Source organism: Streptomyces sp. NPDC001393 (genome assembly GCF_053597455.1).
Genome location: NZ_JBSFIH010000014.1, coordinates 32,001 through 48,833, shown reverse-complemented (window position 1 = coordinate 48,833; position 16,833 = coordinate 32,001). Strand labels below are relative to the sequence as shown.

Annotated in this window: 16 protein-coding genes; 6 read left to right on the top strand and 10 right to left on the bottom strand. The window is 69.4% G+C overall.

Going from position 1 to position 16,833, the window contains the following annotated elements; genetic code table 11:
- Positions 1–26: 26 nt before the first annotated feature.
- The 8 genes from ACWC2T_RS17735 to hemL all read right to left on the bottom strand — a co-directional run bounded on the left by ACWC2T_RS17735 (position 27) and on the right by hemL (position 8,382).
- Positions 27–605, bottom strand: coding sequence for a hypothetical protein (locus ACWC2T_RS17735; RefSeq protein WP_450671254.1), 579 nt, complete (start codon positions 603–605; stop codon positions 27–29).
- A gap of 25 nt (positions 606–630) precedes the next feature.
- Positions 631–1,728 carry a c-type cytochrome biogenesis protein CcsB gene (gene ccsB / locus ACWC2T_RS17730; protein WP_450671253.1) on the bottom strand — a complete coding sequence of 366 codons (1,098 nt, stop codon included), beginning with the start codon at positions 1,726–1,728 and terminating at the stop codon, positions 631–633.
- Positions 1,725–3,449 (bottom strand): cytochrome c biogenesis protein ResB, encoded by a 1,725-nt coding sequence (gene resB / locus ACWC2T_RS17725; RefSeq protein WP_450671252.1) that lies wholly within the window; start codon positions 3,447–3,449, stop codon positions 1,725–1,727. Before resB ends, ccsB begins: the two co-directional genes overlap by 4 nt.
- Before the next feature lie 3 nt (positions 3,450–3,452).
- Positions 3,453–4,223, bottom strand: a complete 771-nt coding sequence (locus tag ACWC2T_RS17720) for a cytochrome c biogenesis CcdA family protein (protein ID WP_450671251.1) — start codon at positions 4,221–4,223, stop codon at positions 3,453–3,455.
- A 1-nt stretch (position 4,224) separates the two neighbouring features.
- On the bottom strand, positions 4,225–4,815 hold the full coding sequence (locus tag ACWC2T_RS17715) for a TlpA family protein disulfide reductase (RefSeq protein ID WP_450671250.1): 591 nt from the start codon (positions 4,813–4,815) through the stop codon (positions 4,225–4,227).
- A 114-nt stretch (positions 4,816–4,929) separates the two neighbouring features.
- Positions 4,930–6,189: a hypothetical protein gene (locus ACWC2T_RS17710; RefSeq protein ID WP_450671249.1), complete on the bottom strand. Its 1,260-nt coding sequence runs from the start codon at positions 6,187–6,189 to the stop codon at positions 4,930–4,932.
- 157 nt (positions 6,190–6,346) lie between these two features.
- The gene (locus tag ACWC2T_RS17705) at positions 6,347–7,006 is read right to left on the bottom strand and encodes a histidine phosphatase family protein (RefSeq protein ID WP_450671353.1); all 660 of its coding nucleotides are present in this window, start codon (positions 7,004–7,006) and stop codon (positions 6,347–6,349) included.
- 59 nt (positions 7,007–7,065) lie between these two features.
- On the bottom strand, positions 7,066–8,382 hold the full coding sequence (gene hemL, locus ACWC2T_RS17700; RefSeq protein ID WP_450671352.1) for a glutamate-1-semialdehyde 2,1-aminomutase: 1,317 nt from the start codon (positions 8,380–8,382) through the stop codon (positions 7,066–7,068).
- Between the two features lie 573 nt (positions 8,383–8,955).
- Between hemL and ACWC2T_RS17695 the strand changes: the two genes are divergently transcribed.
- Positions 8,956–9,393, top strand: coding sequence for a hypothetical protein (locus tag ACWC2T_RS17695; RefSeq protein WP_003974483.1), 438 nt, complete (start codon positions 8,956–8,958; stop codon positions 9,391–9,393).
- Between the two features lie 76 nt (positions 9,394–9,469).
- Here ACWC2T_RS17695 and ACWC2T_RS17690 read toward each other — a convergent pair whose 3' ends face one another.
- Positions 9,470–10,807, bottom strand: coding sequence for a tyrosine-type recombinase/integrase (locus ACWC2T_RS17690; RefSeq protein ID WP_058081476.1), 1,338 nt, complete (start codon positions 10,805–10,807; stop codon positions 9,470–9,472).
- 1 nt (position 10,808) lies between these two features.
- Positions 10,809–11,105, bottom strand: a complete 297-nt coding sequence (locus ACWC2T_RS17685) for a helix-turn-helix domain-containing protein (RefSeq protein WP_390682967.1) — start codon at positions 11,103–11,105, stop codon at positions 10,809–10,811.
- A gap of 479 nt (positions 11,106–11,584) precedes the next feature.
- Between ACWC2T_RS17685 and ACWC2T_RS17680 the strand changes: the two genes are divergently transcribed.
- The 5 genes from ACWC2T_RS17680 to ACWC2T_RS17660 all read left to right on the top strand — a co-directional run bounded on the left by ACWC2T_RS17680 (position 11,585) and on the right by ACWC2T_RS17660 (position 16,769).
- On the top strand, positions 11,585–11,827 hold the full coding sequence (locus tag ACWC2T_RS17680; RefSeq protein WP_094056861.1) for a helix-turn-helix transcriptional regulator: 243 nt from the start codon (positions 11,585–11,587) through the stop codon (positions 11,825–11,827).
- 137 nt (positions 11,828–11,964) lie between these two features.
- Positions 11,965–13,215 carry a DUF3631 domain-containing protein gene (locus ACWC2T_RS17675; protein ID WP_450671248.1) on the top strand — a complete coding sequence of 417 codons (1,251 nt, stop codon included), beginning with the start codon at positions 11,965–11,967 and terminating at the stop codon, positions 13,213–13,215.
- A 220-nt stretch (positions 13,216–13,435) separates the two neighbouring features.
- Positions 13,436–14,293 (top strand): DUF2637 domain-containing protein, encoded by an 858-nt coding sequence (locus ACWC2T_RS17670; protein WP_058083974.1) that lies wholly within the window; start codon positions 13,436–13,438, stop codon positions 14,291–14,293.
- A 119-nt stretch (positions 14,294–14,412) separates the two neighbouring features.
- Positions 14,413–15,063 carry a MobC family plasmid mobilization relaxosome protein gene (locus ACWC2T_RS17665; protein WP_369365165.1) on the top strand — a complete coding sequence of 217 codons (651 nt, stop codon included), beginning with the start codon at positions 14,413–14,415 and terminating at the stop codon, positions 15,061–15,063.
- Complete coding sequence (locus ACWC2T_RS17660; RefSeq protein WP_450671247.1) at positions 15,060–16,769, top strand: relaxase/mobilization nuclease domain-containing protein; 1,710 nt, start codon at positions 15,060–15,062, stop codon at positions 16,767–16,769. The genes ACWC2T_RS17665 and ACWC2T_RS17660 overlap by 4 nt, the downstream gene beginning before the upstream one ends.
- Positions 16,770–16,833 lie beyond the last annotated feature (64 nt).

The window sequence follows — 16,833 nt, the reverse complement described above, 5'->3', positions numbered from 1 at the left end:
GCCTGCCGCCCGGGCCCTAGGGGGCCCTAGGTGAACTGCCCGGGAAGGGGCTCCGCGGCCTCGGCAGGCTCCGAGGGTTCGGCGGGCTCCGCGGCCTCGGCAGGCTCCGAGGGTTCGGCGGGCTCCGCGGCCTCGGCAGGCTCCGCGGGTTCGGCGGGCTCCGCGGCCTCGGCGGGATCGACAGGCTCCGAGGGCTCGGAGGGTCCCGGGGACTCCAGTGCCTCGATCAGGCGTTCGAATCTGTTGCGCCAGTCGGACTCCGACGCCGCCTCGCCCCGGAACTCGTGGGTGAAGCGCAGCACGCTCCCGCTCTCCCCGCCGCGTTCCAGATGGAACCGGATCCGGCCGCCGTCCCCGACGGTGTACTCCGCGACCCGGTCCACGTCCCAGGCGGTGACCCGGCCGGAGCCCAGGTCACGCAGGGCGACCGCGCCGTCGAGGCGGGGCTGCAGAACGTCGACGGCGGTGCACCACGCCCCGAGTCCCTCGGGGGTGGCCACCGCCGGCCAGACGTCTTCCATGGGCCTCGGGAGCCGCACCAGGAAGTGGAGTATGTGCGTGTTCCCGTGGGTCTGACTGGTGCCCTGTGCGATGGAACCGCTCATGACACCAGTGTGGGCGCCCCTCGGCTCACACGCCCGCGTAGGAGTGCTTGCCGCTGACGAAGATGTTGACGCCGTAGTAGTTGAACAGCCAGCAGCCGAAGGCGATCATCGCCAGGTAGGCGGCCTTGCGGCCCTTCCAGCCGGCCGTCGCGCGCGCGTGCAGGTAGCAGGCGTAGGCGACCCAGGTGATGAAGGACCAGGTCTCCTTCGGGTCCCAGTTCCAGTAGCGGCCCCAGGCGTCGCCGGCCCAGATGGCGCCCGCGATGATCGTGAACGTCCACAGCGGGAACACCGCCGCGTTGACCCGGTAGGCGAACTTGTCCAGCGAGGCCGAGGCGGGCAGCCGCTCCAGGACCGAGGTGGCGAAGGCGCCGGGCTTGCCGCCGGTCTGCAGCTTGTTCTCGTAGGAGTCCTTGAACAGGTACAGGATCGTGGCGACCGCGCCGACGTAGAACACCGCGCCGCAGAAGATCGCGGTGGAGACGTGGATGTACAGCCAGTACGAGTGCAGCGCGGGCACGAGCTGGTCGCTCGCCGTGTACAGGACGGTGACCGCGAGGCCCAGGTCCAGCAGGACCGTGGTGATCAGGAACAGGCCGAGCCAGCGCACGTTCTTCTTCAGCGCCAGCAGCGTGAGGTACACGCCGACCGCCACCGTGGAGAAGGTGATGTTGAACTCGTACATGTTGCCCCACGGCGCCCGCTGCACGGAGGCCGCGCGGGCGACGACACCGGCCAGCTCCACCAGGAAGGCGAGCACGGTGAGCGAGATCGCGATCCGGCCGTAGAGGTCGCCCTGCGCGTCCCCGCCGTGCGCGCCGGGCCCGTCCGGCACGTCGCGGGCGCCGGAGGCCGAGCGGACGACGACCTTGGGCCGCTCCAGCACGGCGGTGCCCCCGGCCTGCTTCACGGTGACGGCGGGAGCGGCCTTCGCGGAGGTGTCCGCCGTCAGCGCTGCCGCTGTACGGGCCACCTTGCTGCGGCTGCCGAGGAGCCATTCGAAGATGTACGCGAAGAAGGCCAGGGTGTAGACGGCCATCGACGAGTAGATCAGCGTGTTGCTGATGCTCGCGAGGTGTTCGTTGGTCGTGGCGGCCAGATCGGTTGCGGCGGCGAGAGTCACTGCTCAGCCCCTTCGGCAGGTACGACTGGGATGTCGGGGGATTCTGAAGGGTCGTCGTCGGGGTCGGGTGCCCCCGGCGCCTGGTCGTAGAGGATTCCGGCGAGGTCGCCCAGTTCCTCGGGCACCTTGGCGGACTCGCTGCGGCCGAGCCCGGCCATCTCGACGACCGTCACGCCGTCGGCTCCGCGCACCGCGCGTACCCAGACCCGGCGGCGCTGGATGAACAGGGAGGCGGCCAGGCCGAAGATCGCGGCGAGGGCACCGCCGAGCGCCCAGCCGCTGCCGGGCTCCTGGACGATCTCGAAGCCGGCCCACTGCTTGATGTCCTTGTCGAAGGTGACGGACCCGGCGCCGTTCGGCAGCGTGAGCGTGTCGCCCGGCTGCAGGAGCTTCTTCAGCAACTGGCCCTTGCTGTCCTTGAACGCCTTCATGTGCGTCTTGTCCAGCTGGTACACGCTCTGCGGAATGCCCGAGTCGACGCCGAGGTCGCCGTGGTAGGCGTTCAGCGCGAGCAGCGGGTTCACCAGCGCGGGGAACTGGGAGAGCATCGTGCCGCTCTTGGGGTCGAAGGTCGGCACGAAGAAGGCCTGGAAGCCGAGCTGTTCGTTCTGGCCCTGGGCGTTCCGGTAGCCGTCCATCACCTTGATCACGCCGTTGGAGGTGACGTTTCCGTCGAGCGGCAGCAGCGGTACGGCGTCGTGGTAGACGACGTTGCCCTTGCCGTCGCGGACCGTGATGACCGGCGCGTAGCCGTGGCTGACGAGGTAGACCTTGGCGTCGCCGATGTGCAACGGCTGGTTGACCTTGATGGTGGTCGACTTCTGCGTGCCGAACGCACCCTCGGTGTAGTCGATCTTCGCTTCGTAGGTGCGCGGCGTGCCCCTGTTGGGGCCGGTGACCTCGTAGGTGCCGGTGAACTTCTTCAGGTCGAAGCTGAACGGCACCAGGTCGTCGTTCTGGAACAGGCTGCCGGACTTGAAGTCGTCGTACTGCGACAGCGCGTTGGAGAAGCCGTCGCCCTCGACCACCAGCTTGGTGCCGTCCGACTTGTACAGCTGGCCGGAGGCGAAGGCGATCAGCAGCACGATCAGGGCGATGTGGAAGACCAGGTTGCCCAGTTCGCGCAGATAGCCCTTCTCGGCGGCGACGGCGTCACCGGCGACATGGGCGCGGAAGCGGCGCTTCTTCAGCAGGGCGAGCGCGGCCTCGCGGACCTGCTCGGGCTCGGCGGTCGTACGCCACGTCGTGTACGCGGGCAGCCGGGTCAGCCGCTTGGGGGCGCCCGGCGGGCGGCCGCGCAGCTGGCCGACGAACTGCCAGGTGCGCGGGACGATGCAGCCGATGAGGGAGACGAACAGCAGGATGTAGATCGCGGAGAACCACACCGAGCTGTAGACGTGGAACAGGCCGAGCTTGTCGTAGATCGGCGCGAGCGTCTTGTGGGCCTTGCGGAAGTCGTCGACCTTGTTGAGGTCGGCGCCGGTCTGCGGGATGAGCGAGCCGGGGATCGCGCCGAGCGAGAGCAGCAGGAGCAGCAGCAGCGCGACCCGCATCGAGGTCAGCTGCCGCCAGAACCAGCGGGCCCAGCCGATGACGCCGAGGCCGGGCGGGGCGGAGAACTCCTCCGCCGGGGCGGTGGACAGCTGGGAGCCGGCCGCGCCGAGGTCCTCCTGGTCCCCGCCCGTCTGGTCCCGGCTCTTGTCGGTTTCGGTTGTGCTCATCGATCAGATCCCCACAGTGAAGCCGTCGGACCAGGTCTGCATCTGCTGCACCAGACTGTCCCAGGCGCCGGTCAGCAGCAGCACACCGGTCACGATCATCATCGTGCCGCCGACGCGCATCACCCAGACATAGTGGCGTTTGACCCAGCCGAACGCGCCGAGGGCCTTGCGGAAGGCGACCGCGGTGAGCACGAAGGGGACGCCGAGGCCGAGGCAGTAGGCCACGGTCAGTATCGCGCCCCGGCCGGCGCTCGCCTGCTGGGAGGACAGGGCGATGACGGAGGCGAGGGTCGGACCGATGCAGGGGGTCCAGCCGACTCCGAACAGGGCGCCGAGGAGGGGCGCGCCGACCAGGCCCGCGCTCGGCCGCTTGTGGAAGCGGAACTCACGCTGGGTCAGCCAGGGCATCAGCCCCATGAAGAAGACGCCCAGCAGGATCATGAGGACGCCGAGCACCTTGGACAGGGTGTCCTTGTACTCCTGGAGTGTGGAGCCGAAGAAGCCGAACAGCGCACCGCCGGAGACGAACACGGCGGTGAAGCCGAGGACGAACAGGAAGGCGCCGGTGGCCATCCGCCCGCGCCTGGCCTCGGCCAGATCGGTGCCGGCGACCCCGGTGACATAGGAGAGGTAGCCGGGGACCAGCGGCAGCACGCAGGGCGAGAAGAAGGAGACGAGCCCGCCGAGCAGCGCGACCGGCAGCGCGATCAGCAGGGCGCCGCTGCGCACCGTCTCGTTCTGGCCCGTCAGGGCCAGTGTCACGACCGCGCTCACGTCACTTCTCCGCCATGACCGGCTTGAGCATCTTCAGCAGGGTCGTGTCGTCGAGCGCCTCCAGGGCCCGTGCGGCGACCTTGCCGTGCTTGTCGATGACGAGCGTGGAGGGGATCAGCTGCGGGTTGAGGGTGCCCTTCTCGAAGCGGAGCATCAGCCTGCCGGTCGGGTCGTACAGGCTGGGGTAGGAGATCCCGTGCTCCTTCTCGAAGTTCACCGCGGGCGTGGTGCTGGTGTCGCGGGTGTTGATCCCGACGAACTGCACGCCCTTGCCCTCGTACTGCCTCGAGACCTTGGCGAAGTACTGCGCCTCTTCCCGGCACGGGCTGCACCACGAGCCCCAGACGTTGATGACGACGACCTGGCCCTTGTAGTCGGCGACGTCCAGGGTTTTGCCGTCGATGGTCCTGCCGGACAGGTCCGGGGCCGCGGCGCGCTTGCCCGACGGCACGGTGTCGATGCCGTTGTTGCCGGTGACGAAGTTGGTGTTGCCACCGCCGCCGGAGGTGCCGCCCTTGCCGCACGCGGACAGGGTCAGGGCCAGGGCGGCGGCCACGGCGCTGAGCAGGACGGCGCGGCTACGGGTACTCATGTGAAAAGTTTCGCATGTCCCCTCCGGCGCTCTGTGGCACCCCCCTGCCGGGCGGAAAACCGCATTTCAGGGCGTATTTACACGGGACATTTCCGACAGGGGGCAGGCGCGCCGCTAGGCGAGGAAGGTCTTCCAGCCGCCGGCCGGCGCCTGCCCCGGCGCGAGTGTGCGCAGCTTGGCGAGAACCTCGGGCTTCTGCACGTCGATCCAGTCGCAGAACTGCCGGAAGGAGACCAGCCGGACGTCGGCACCCTTCTCCTTCGCCTGCGCGATGTGCTTGAAGGCCTGCTCGACGGCGTCCATGTAGATGCCGCCGTTCCAGTGCTCGAAGTGGTTGCCGATGAAGAACGGCGCCCGGTTCGAGAAGTATGCCCGCCTGAAGCCGGCGATGTACGCCCCGGCCGCCTGCTCGCGCCAGGCCGGGTAGTTGTAGGCCGGCGCCTTGGTCGAGTTCTGCGACTGGTTGAACATCATGTTGTAGTCCATCGAGAGGACCTGGAACTTCCGGCCGGGGAAGGGGATCTCCTGCAGTGGGAAGTCCCACAGGCCGTGCTTCTTCACCGGCCACATCTGCAGACCGCCGGGCGAGGAGGCGTCGTAACGCCAGCCCAGTTCGCGGGCGGTGGGCAGCAGGTTCTCCTGGTTGAGCAGACAGGGCGTACGGCCGCCGACGAGTTCCTTGTCGTAGTCGAACGGCAGGGCCGGCATGTCGGTGAGGCCGGTGTTGGTCTTCCAGTTCTTGACGAAGGACTTGGCCTGCTTGATCTCGCTGTGCCACTGCTCGGGCGTCCACCACTTGACCGAGGTGTGGGCGTCACCACAGAAGTGGCCGTTGAAGTGGGTGCCGATCTCGTGGCCTTCGAGCCAGGCCCGGCGGACGTTGGTGAGCGTCGCCTTGATGTGCTCGTCGTTGAGGTAGCCGATGTCGGAGGCGCCGATCTTGTTGTTCGGCGGCACGTACAGGCGCTTCTTCGACTCGGGCAGCAGGTACAGGCCCGACAGGAAGAAGGTCATGCTCGCGCCGTGTTCCTTGGCGAGGTCCAGGAAGCGCGGGAACAGCCCGTTGCCGACCTCGCCGGCGCCGTCCCAGGAGAAGACCACGAACTGCGGCGGGGTCTGGCCGGGCTGCAGCGGTTCCGGCGCGTCCGGCTGGTGCGGCTGCTTGCCGGTGAAGGACGTGGAGCCGTCGCCGATGAGCCGGCCCTGCGGCGCGCCGCTCGCGTCGCCGCCCTTGCCGCCGCCGGAACCGTCCGAGGCCCCGGCGCCGTCCGATGACGTGTGGCTCCCGCATCCGGCGAGGGTGGCGGCGGCCGCGGCACCCGCGCCGAGGCCGAGTATGCCCCGACGGGAGAAGGTCCGGGAGACGGTGCGCATGGAGTTTCCCCGATCATCGCGCCTGTTGGTGGTCACCCACTGAGAGGCCACGACGATCGGGGGGGTTCCGATAATTCTTATGTTTTTCGCAATAGTTGCGGCAAAGGCACCCTAAGTAACGTCAAACGGACCGTCAGAGAAAGGCAATCAGGCGTCCTCAGGCCCCGAAGGCCTTCCCCTGGGCGGCGCCCTTGCCCTTCTGCGGCTTGGCACCGGCCCGCAGATGGGCCGGGACGAGATCGATGGCGGGCTCGCTGTAACCGACCGACACGATCTTGTCGCCGAGATAGGTGAACGTCGTCAGGGAGGCCAGCGTGCACTGCCGCTTGCGCGGATCGTGCCACAACCGGCGCCGCTCGACATAGGACCGCACGATCCAGATCGGCAGCTGATGGCTGACCAGCACCGCCTCGTGCCCGCGCGCCTGGTCCTTGGCCGCGTTCAGCGCGCCCATCATCCGCACGACCTGGTCGACGTACGGCTCCCCCCAGGACGGGCGGAACGGATTGACCAGGTGCTTCCAGTTCCCGGGCCGCGCCAGCGCGCCGTCGCCGACGCCGAAGGTCTTGCCCTGGAAGACGTTGTCGGCCTCGATCAGCCGCTCGTCGGTGTCCAGGTCGAGACCGTGCGCCTTGGCGATCGGGCCGGCCGTCTCCTGCGCCCGCTCCAGCGGCGAGGCGCAGACGTACGTCACGTCACGCGGGGCGAGGTGCTCGGCGACCCGGTCGGCCATCCGCCGGCCCAGCTCGGACAGGTGGTAGCCGGGCAGCCGCCCGTAGAGGATCCCGGTCGGGTTGTCGACCTCACCGTGCCGCATGAGATGGACGACGGTGACGTCCTTGTCCCTGCTGCCGGCGCTGCTGCTGATGCTGTTGCTCACGCGGTGGCCTCCGCAGCCGCCCGGGCCGCCGCCGGAAGGGCGTCGGCGATCTTCTGGAGGGCCCGCTCGTCATGGGCCGTGGACACGAACCAGGACTCGAAGGACGACGGCGGCAGGTAGACGCCGTTCGCCAGCAGCGAGTGGAAGAACGCGGTGAAGCGGAACGCCTCCTGCCGCTTGGCGTCCTCGTAGGTGCGCACCTGCCGGTCGGTGAAGAACACCGAGAACATGTTGGAGGCGGTCTGCACCCGGTGCGCGACACCCTCCTTGCTCAGCGCCTCACTGACCAGGCCCTGGATCTGCGCGGACACTGCGTTGACCGTGTCGTACGCGGCATCGTCCAGCAGCCGCAGCTGGGCGAGCCCGGCGGCGGTGGCGACGGGGTTACCGGAGAGGGTGCCGGCCTGGTACACGGGGCCCGCGGGCGCGAGGTGGGCCATGACGTCGGCCCGCCCGCCGAAGGCGGCGGCGGGGAACCCGCCCCCCATGACCTTCCCGAAGGTCATGAGATCGGGCCTGACCCCGTCCACGCCGTACCACCCGGCGCGGCTGGTGCGGAACCCGGTCATCACCTCGTCGGAGATGTAGAGGGCGCCGTTCTTGTGGCAGGCGTCCCGCAGCCCCTGGTTGAACCCGGGGTCCGGCGGCACGACGCCCATGTTGCCGGGCGAGGCCTCGGTGATCACACAGGCGATCTCGCCGGGGTACCGGTGGAAGGCCTCCTGCACGGCTTCGAGATCGTTGTACGGCAGCACGATCGTGTCGCCGGCCTGCGCACCGGTGACACCGGGGGTGTCGGGCAGCGCGAACGTGGCGACGCCGCTGCCGGCCGCGGCGAGCAGCGCATCCACGTGCCCGTGATAGCACCCGGCGAACTTGATCACCTTCGACCGCCCGGTGAACCCACGGGCGAGCCGGATGGCGGACATGGTCGCCTCGGTCCCGCTGCTGACGAGCCGGACCTGCTCCACGGGCTCGACCCGGGCGACGATCTCCTCGGCGAGCGCGACCTCGCCCTCACCGGGCGTGCCGAAGGACGTACCGCGGGCGACGGCCTCCTGGACGGCGGCGATGACCTCGGGGTGCGCGTGCCCGAGGATCATGGGCCCCCAGGAGCAGACGAGGTCGACGTACTCCCGCCCATCGGCGTCCGTCAGATAGGGGCCGCGGCCGGACACCATGAAACGGGGCGTGCCGCCGACGGCACGGAAGGCGCGCACCGGGGAGTTCACACCGCCGGGCGTGACGGCGGAGGCGCGGTCGAAGAGCGCCTGGGAGACGGGCGCGTCGTAGGGATAGGGCGTTTCGCTCAGGGCACTCATGGTGTGCGACTTCTCCGGCTTCTCGGACTCCGGGCTGCTTGGGTGACCCCCTCAGGGTAGGCCGCGGGCCGGGCGCGGGGCGGCCGACCTCCCATCCGCAGCACCGCGCGCGTCCCATCTGCGAGACTGAGACCTGATACACACAGCTCTTACGCACGTAATGATCAGAGGCCGGAAAAGAACCCGTGGACTGTTGTTCCACCGCACGTTTCGGCGGGCGGCCGTGGGGGAGGTCACTGACACGATGATCGGGTTGCGCGGCGGGGGCCACGCGTCCTAGAAAAGCAGTCGGGTGGAGATATGCATCGCGGTGGCGGACTGGGCGAGGGGACTGATGACCTGGGTCCTCGACGTGCCCGGCGGGGAAGGCACCGGCGCGAGGCGGAGGAATCGACCGAGGCACGGCAGAGCGACGCACGTCAGACACAGGGTGTACCGGGTGAGCCCGAGCGGTACGACCGGCGGACCGACCGGCAGCTGGAGAGCCAGCTGGACCGGCCGGGCGACCGTCGGCTCGACCACCGGGCCGACCGCCTGAGGGCGGGGAGCAGAAATGGTGGTCGGGTGGGGGTGACATACAAATACTTCGGCGCGCCGGACGGCGCGACCGCGGCCCGCGTCCCCATCTCGATGCGCCCCGAGGAACTCGGCGGCGACGAGCTGGGCATGAACGGCATGTTCACCAAGATCAAGCCGGAGACCATGGCCGCCATGGTGCTGACCGGCATCGAGGGCGTCCCCCTGCACAAGGTCCCGCCCCTGGAACTGGTCGTCCTCCACCCCGACTACGCCGTCGTCAAGCTCCCCATGACCGTCGTCGACCCCCTGCGCGGCATCGGCGAGGAAGCGGTCGGCGCGGCGGCCTTCATCTGGTCCACGGTCCCCGACCGGGGCGGCCCGCGGGACGCGTTCAACGTGTACCAGTTGCTGCACGAGTGGCAGGACTTCAGCCATCGACTGCATGAGGCGGGGCATCAGCCGTACTGCCTGGTGTGGCCCTGATCGGCTCTGAGCTGGGGTTTCTTGCGGGTTGGGCGGGGTCTTCGGACCTCGCCCTTTTGGGTGCCGGGGAGGGCCGTCAGGCGGCCAGGGCACATTGAGGGCACATTGGTTTTGCTGGGGGTGCTGATGTGCCCTGGGCTGCGGGTGGGTCGCCGTCGTTTTCCGCCTCGGCTTCCGTTTCCGTGAAGGCGTCGTCGATCGCCTTGCGGGTGCGGGTCTCGCTGGACGGCAGCAAGTGCGTGTACGTCCGGAGCGTGAAGCCCGGGTCCGAGTGGCCGAGGTACTCGGAGAGCGCCTTTATGCTCTCACCCGCGTCCAGGAGCACGGAGGCGTAGGCGTGCCGGAGGGCGTGCATCCCGTCTTCGGGGGCCGCCTGGAGGTACCTCGCACCGCGCTCGCGGGGAGGGATCACGCCAGCGGCAGCCAGAGCGCGCTTCCAGTCGCCCATGTTGAAGACGCTGCGGTTGTAGGCCCGCCCCTTCTGGTCGACGAAGAGGAGACGGAAGGTCTTCGGCTCGCCGTCCGGCTTGGCCCACGGCAGGGTGACCTCGACCGGCGGGAACTCCTTCGTGTGGGCCTTGAGGGCGGCAGCAAGCTGGGCCGGTAGAGGCACAGATCGGATCTTGTTCCCCTTGGGCAGGGCGAAGACGGGCTTCGTGCCGACGAGCCGTACCTGGCGGTTGACGTGGATCCAGCCGGTCTTGAAGTCGATGTCCTCGACGGCAAAGCCGAAGACCTCGCCCTGACGCAGGCCGCAGCCAAAGGCGAGCTTGCCGCCGGCCTGGAAGCGCTTGGGCAGGCCGGCGAGGACTGCCCGGACGCGCTCCAGCGGCCAAGGGATGATCTTCTTCTTGGTCGCGGTCGGCAGCTTGACCGACTTCGCCTTGCAGGGGTTCTTCGGCAGGAGCCCATCCTCCACGGCCGCGCCGAGGATGCTGGAGAGGATGTCGAAGATGCCCTCGATCGTCGACACCTCCAGGCGGGCGTCCTGGAGGGTGCGGATCCAGCCCTGGATGACCGAGGGCTGGTTGAGGGAACGAAGCTCGCGTCGCCCGAGGTGCTCGACGATGTGGTTGCGGACCGTTGCCTCGTAGCGGAGGGCTGTCGTCGGACCGACGGAGTTCGCGTCCAACCACTTCTGTGCGTAGGCGCCGAGCGTCTGCTTCGTCTCGGCTGGCACGACGTAGGAACCGCGCCGGATCTCGACGTCGACCTCGGCGGCCCGGTTGTCCGCCTCAGCCTTGGTGTCGAAGTTCTCCTTGCGCTGGCGGCCGTCCAGATCGCGGTAGCGGACCTGCCACCGCTTGCCGACGCCATGATCGGCGGTGGGGACCATCTGCCGCGTACGGCTCTTGTGTTCACCGCACTCGGCCTCGGTGGGCTTGGGGTGGGACTTGTGCCAGCGGTCGTACACGTCAGCCAAGAAGGACCCCCTGAATGCGCTCCCAGGTCCGGAGCGGAGAGGTCTCCAGAGGCAGCAGGACTGCGTGCGAGACGCCGAGGGCGGCGGCGATCGCGACGAGGTCGTCGACGTCACAGCGGCGGTGGGCGCGCTCGGTGCGGCTGAGGGCTGTGTTACACATCGGGCGGCCCAGCGCGGTGCATCGGGCAGCCAGCTGGTGCTGGGTCAGGCCGCGCGCGATGCGTATTCGCTCTATGGCGCGGGCGGCGTGGAGGCCGGCGGGGCCTATTTCAACGGGTCGAGTTGCCATGACAGGTAGCTGTAACTTGCAGCCGACCTTTATGGCAAGAGTTGGCTCTAAAACTCTACAGAAGTCGTTGCAGGGTGACCGTGGGGCGGCGTGGCGTTTATCTCGCCCATTCACGAGGCACGGACGAGTAATTCCGGGAGTCGCCGTGCTAACTTGCCGTCACGCGTGAACTTTGGGCGTTTTGAGCCGGTAACCGATGATGTGCTCACCGCTTGCTTCAGCTCACCTGATCACCTGCCCAGACAGGCTCCGGCCTGCACCAACCGACGAGACGGGCCCGGTCGGTGCCCCCCGGGCGATCAGGGATGAGGAGGTAGTCGCCAACTTTTTGGTCAACGGCCGATCCACCTCTACGGTTATTACCCCTCCCAGCCACGCCGAGGGAATTAGTGGAGAGTTTTAGAACCAACGCTGGACTTCTTCGCTGGCGGTGTGGCTGTGTTGTCCAGGCACGCTGTCCAAGACCGAAAAAAAGCCCTGTGCCGAATACCTCTCTCCGCAGCGCGAACGCCCCTTCCTCCGCCGACGCTGCCCGGCGCGGCCCGTTGGCCACCCCGGCGGAAGTCGCTGCCTATCTCGGGGTGCCGGTGAAAACGCTCTACCAGTGGAAGTACCGGGGCCTCGGCCCCAACGTGCACAAGGTCGGCCGCCACCTCCGCTACCGCTGGTCCGAGGTGGACGCCTGGGTGAACGCCCAGTCCGCGTACGACCTCACGGCCTGAAGCCGCCCTGCCGGGACAGCGAAGCGGCTCTCCGCGAGCCACCGCCGAGAGCCACGGAGTCCCCGCCCCCATCGCCCTTGAACGATCGAATCGGTGGGCCGGGCCTTGCCCGTCCGGCCCACCGGGAAGGAACGCCTATGGACGAATCTACGTCCCCCGACTCCTCCGCCGCATCCTCGATACCCACCTGGCCGCCCGTCGCCGCCCTGGGCCAGGACGCCACCGCGAAAGCCTCGACCTCGGAGGACGACGAGCCAGGGCAGCCCGGAGAAGGCGCACAGCTACTGGACGAGCTGCAGGAAGCCATCGCGCGGTACGTGATCCTGCCCAGCAGTGAGGCGCTGACCGCCGTCACGCTGTGGGTGGCGGCCACGCACATCCAGCCCGCCCTCCAGCACGCACCTCGCCTCGCCGTGGTCGGGCCTGCGAAGCGGTGCGGTAAGTCCCGCCTGCTGGACGTGCTCACCGAGACTGTGCGCGAGCCGCTGATCACGGTCAACACCAGCCCGGCGGTGGTCTTCCGCGCCATCGGTGCGGACCCGCCCACCCTGCTGGTGGACGAGGCCGACACCATCTTCGGCAGCATCAAGGCCGCCGAAAAGAACGAGGAGCTGCGTGGCCTCCTCAACGCCGGCCACCAGCGCAACCGGCCCGCCCTGCGGATCTCCGGGCCGGAGCACAAGCCGCAGGCGTTCCCCACCTTCGCCATGGCCGCGCTCGCCGGCATCGGGGACCTGCCGGACACGGTCATGGACCGGGCCGTGGTGATCCGAATGCAGCGGCGCAAACCAGGTGAGCGGGTGGAACAGTTCCGCTCCCGCCGCGACATACCCGCCCTGCACGCCCTACGTGACCGGCTGACTGCCTGGCTGCGCCCGCTGATGGACACCGCAGCCGACCTGGTGCCGCCGATGCCGGTGCAGGACCGTGCGGCCGACACCTGGGAACCGCTGGTGGTCGTCGCCGAACTGGCAGGCGACTCCTGGCCGGAGCGAGCACGCGAAGCGTGCGTGGCCATGTGTGCCGCCGAGGTCGGCCAGGACGACGAGTCCAACGTGAAGACACGCCTGCTGAAGGACATCCGCCGCGTCTTCGCGTGCTACGGCGATCCTGACACCGTGCGCACGCGGGACCTGCTGGAAGAGCTACTCAAGGACCAGGAGGCGCCGTGGGCGGAGTACCGCAACACCGGTCTGACCCCGCGCTACCTGGGGATCCTGCTGAAGGACTTCGGTATCCAGGCAGCCGTCCTCCGCTTCGAAGGCGGACGGCAGGCCCGGGGATTCACCCACGCACAGTTCACCGATGCCTGGGCCCGCTACTGCCCCGAGGAGCGGCCACCCGACGGCGGTGAGACCACACGTCACGGGTCGGCCGTACACCCGTAAACACCCGTCGCACACGTCGCACCGCAGGTCATCCCCGTGACGGGTCCGGCAACTGTGACGGGTCCTCCCGTATCACGCCAGGCTCCCGTACCTGCCCTGACCAGGCATGCGACGGGTGCGACGAGTCCGCCGCCCTCCCCACTGGCAACCCCGCACCGCGCCTAGGCACCCGTCTCCCCCTGGAGTACCACGCTTGCCCTCACGCACCGCCCAAGCCCCCGTGCCGCCAGTGACCGTAGCGATCCGCCTCGGGGTCGCCCTGGTCGGCACGATTGGCTTCGCCCTCTCCTACGACGCCCTGCGGCAGATGGCCGTCGCCATCCACATCCGCGGAGTCCTCACCTACGCCTTCCCCCTCGTGATCGACGGGTTCATCGCCATCGGCGTCGCCGCCCTGCTCATCCTCCGTACCGCGCCCTGGCGTTCTCGCCTGTACGTCTGGGCACTGGTCGGTCTCGCCACCGTCACGAGCATCTGGGCGAACGCTCTGCACGCCGTCCGCCTCAACCAGCAGGCACACACCGCCGGGCTCCATCTGGACGATGTCACCGTCGGCGCCCTGTCCGCGATAGCTCCGCTCGCCCTGGCCGGCGCGGTCCACCTCGACCTCGTCATCCGCCGCCACCCCACGAGTCTGCGCGAAGAGGCCGCCGCCACACCGGGCCACAACTCCTCTGGCCACAGCCACAACGGCACGCACAGCGCCATGCGGCCTGCCCGTTCGCAAGACGATGACTTCCTGCCGAAGGAGGCACAGAGCTCGCGTGACGTGGCCGAGCGCCCAGACCTGGCGGAGGCAGCCGCCAACGTGCCGCGGGCCCCGAAGCCGCTCTCCAAAGACGAGGGCCACGAACGGGATGTCACCTTCGACGAACTCCTCGCCATCGCCCGCACCGCACCGCTGGGACGCGGGGACCGTGCCTCACGCCGCAACATCGAGGCGGCCATCCGAGCCGCTGAGTACCGCATCGGCAAGGACCGTCTCACTCAGCTCAAGGACCGAGTACAGGCCGAACTCGACCGGGCTGCCCGCCAGCGACAGGCCGAGCCCGACACGGCCCCCGTCGGCACGCGCTGAGGGCCGCCGCCCCACCCCGATCGACCCCCTCCGCTCGTTCCCGCACAGCCCGGAGCGGGGACGAGCGGCCCACTAGGCGACACGGCCTCGCTCCCCAACACCGCACGGAGAACCCCTCAATGCACGACCAGCACCCCGAACTCGCCACCGACCGGACGCAGATGATGACCATCGCCACCAGCGCAGCAAGGTATGGCGTTGGACCGTCCAAGGGCCGGTCCAACGCAGGCACCTCCGCCCCGGGGGTGGCGGAGGACCTCGGGCACCAGGGGGTGCCCGAGGAGGTAACGCCCGGCGACGCAGCCGAACAGTCGCCCGCCGCCCCCGCCGACGAAGTCACCCTGCGTCGCATCGCTCGCCGCCGTACCCGCGAGAGCGTCCAGCGCAAGCAACGTGTCGATGTCCGCTACAGCAGCGATGAGAAGGCCCGGATCCTTACCCGTGCCCGCAAGATGGGCATCGCCGGCGCCCACCTCGTCGGCGCCGTGATCACGGCCTACCTCGACGGTGATCTCGCCGTGGGCCTGGCCGGGCAGCGCACCCAGCTCGATGACTGCCTCGACAAGCTCGACGCCCTACGGGCCGAAGTCGCGCGCATCGGCAACAACGTCAACCAGATCGCGCACCGCCTCAACGCCGGAGGCGATCCACACCCTGTGGACGCCACCGTCCTCGCCCAGACCGAACGCACCCTGGTCGCCGTCCGCGGCGCCATCAGCGACATCGCGCAGACCATGAACCACGCCGTCTCCGTGAAGGCGGCCTGGTGATCGCCAAGATCGGCAGCGGCAAGAGCACCGCCGGCCTGATCCGGTATCTGTTCGACACGAAGAAGGCCAAGGACCACACCGACCCGCACCTGGTCGCTTCCTGGGACGGCTTCGCTCCCGATCCCGGCCGCGCCGACGGCTTCGACGCCACAAAGAAGCGGCTCGTGGCCGACCTCGACCTGCGGGTTAAGCAAGCCCGCCGACTGGGCCGGGCGCCCGAGCGGCACGTGTGGCACTGCTCGGTACGTGCCGCCCCCGGCGACCGGCACCTCACCGACGCCGAGTGGGCGGACATCGCGCGCCGCGTTGTGGCGGCCACTGGCATCGCGCCACAAGGCGATCCGGACGGGTGCCGGTGGGTCGCCGTCCGCCACGCCGACGACCACATCCACATCGCCGCCACCAAGGTCCGTGGCGACCTGCGCACCGCCCGCCACTGGAACGACTACCTGACCGCCGACAAGGAACTCGCCGCCATCGAGAAGGAATACGGCCTCAAGCAGGTCGTGCGCGGCGACCGCACCGCCGCCAAGCGCCCCACCCGCGCCGAGACGGAGAAGGCCCGCCGCGTCGGCAAGACCCAGACCTCCCGCGAACGCCTGCGCACCACCGTCCGCCAGCTAGTGTCCATCGCCACCAGCCCGGAGGAGTTCCTCCTTCTGCTCGACGGCGTCGAGGGCGTCCTTGTGGACGTGCAGCACTTTCCCTCCGGTGACGCGCGCGGGTACAAGGTCGCCGTGGAAGGCGACACCAACGCCGCCGGCGAGCCGATCTGGTTCTCCGGCGCCAAACTCGCCCCCGACCTGTCCTTCCCCAAGATCCGCGAACTCCTCACCGCCATCGATGCCCCGCCCGCAGCGGAGCCGGGCAGCCGACGCAGGCCCAACCCGTGGCACCAGGCCACGGCAGCAGCCGAGCGCATCCTCCACCACCTCGACCACGGCGACGACGAAGCCGCCCAGGCCCACATCGCTGCGCTCGGCGAAGCCATCGACGTCCTGCCGCTGCTCGCCCCCAGCCACCTGCGGCCACATCTGCAGCAGGCCGCCGTCGCCTTCGAGCGCGCCACCCGCTCCCGCATCCGCGCCCAGCAGGACCAGGCCCGCGCCCTGCGGGGTGCCGTCCGAGCCCTGCGCACCGCGCCGGTCACCAGCGACGGCTCCGGGCTGGCGATGTTCCTCGACATCGCCGTCCTCATCGTCATCGCCACAGCTCGCTGGCACCAAGCCCGCCGGCACAACCAGCAGGTCGCCGCCGCCCACCAGACCCTGGCCCATCTCCAGACCGCCTACCGACAGGCTGCTGCCGGGCCGCTGGCCGCCCTGGCTCAGCGCCAACCACCGGCACGCGCCATGGAACGGCACGCCCAGTGGATCCTCGTGATCCTGCCAGACCACGCCCAACAGGTCCTCGACGACCCTGCCTGGCCCGCCCTGGCCGCAGTCCTCACCGAAGCCGAGAACGCCGGCCACGACCCCGAGCAACTCCTCCAGCACGCCGCACGTCAGCGCACCCTCGACGACGCCCGCTCCACCGCCAGGACCCTCACCTGGCGCGTCCAACGCCTCGCCGCCCGGCAGGCTCCCAGCGTCCGAGCACGGGCTGCCCAAGCCCGCACCAGGGTTGCAGCCCGACCGGCACAGCCTGGCCAGACTCCATCGAGCCCGTCACAGCCTGGCCTGGCGGCACCTGCTCGACACCGGTGATGCCGTCAGCGGGCGCGGAGGTACCTGTCGCGTCCACCCTTCAGGTTTCCCACACCGAGGGAAC

Coding starts and splice junctions, on each gene's coding strand:
- ACWC2T_RS17735 (WP_450671254.1), bottom strand. CDS start 605: ATGAGCGGTTCCATCGCACAGGGCACCAGTCAGACCCACGGGAACACG.
- resB (WP_450671252.1), bottom strand. CDS start 3,449: ATGAGCACAACCGAAACCGACAAGAGCCGGGACCAGACGGGCGGGGAC.
- ACWC2T_RS17715 (WP_450671250.1), bottom strand. CDS start 4,815: ATGAGTACCCGTAGCCGCGCCGTCCTGCTCAGCGCCGTGGCCGCCGCC.
- ACWC2T_RS17710 (WP_450671249.1), bottom strand. CDS start 6,189: ATGCGCACCGTCTCCCGGACCTTCTCCCGTCGGGGCATACTCGGCCTC.
- ACWC2T_RS17705 (WP_450671353.1), bottom strand. CDS start 7,006: ATGCGGCACGGTGAGGTCGACAACCCGACCGGGATCCTCTACGGGCGG.
- ACWC2T_RS17685 (WP_390682967.1), bottom strand. CDS start 11,105: ATGGCAACTCGACCCGTTGAAATAGGCCCCGCCGGCCTCCACGCCGCC.
- ACWC2T_RS17675 (WP_450671248.1), top strand. CDS start 11,965: ATGGACGAATCTACGTCCCCCGACTCCTCCGCCGCATCCTCGATACCC.
- ACWC2T_RS17665 (WP_369365165.1), top strand. CDS start 14,413: ATGCACGACCAGCACCCCGAACTCGCCACCGACCGGACGCAGATGATG.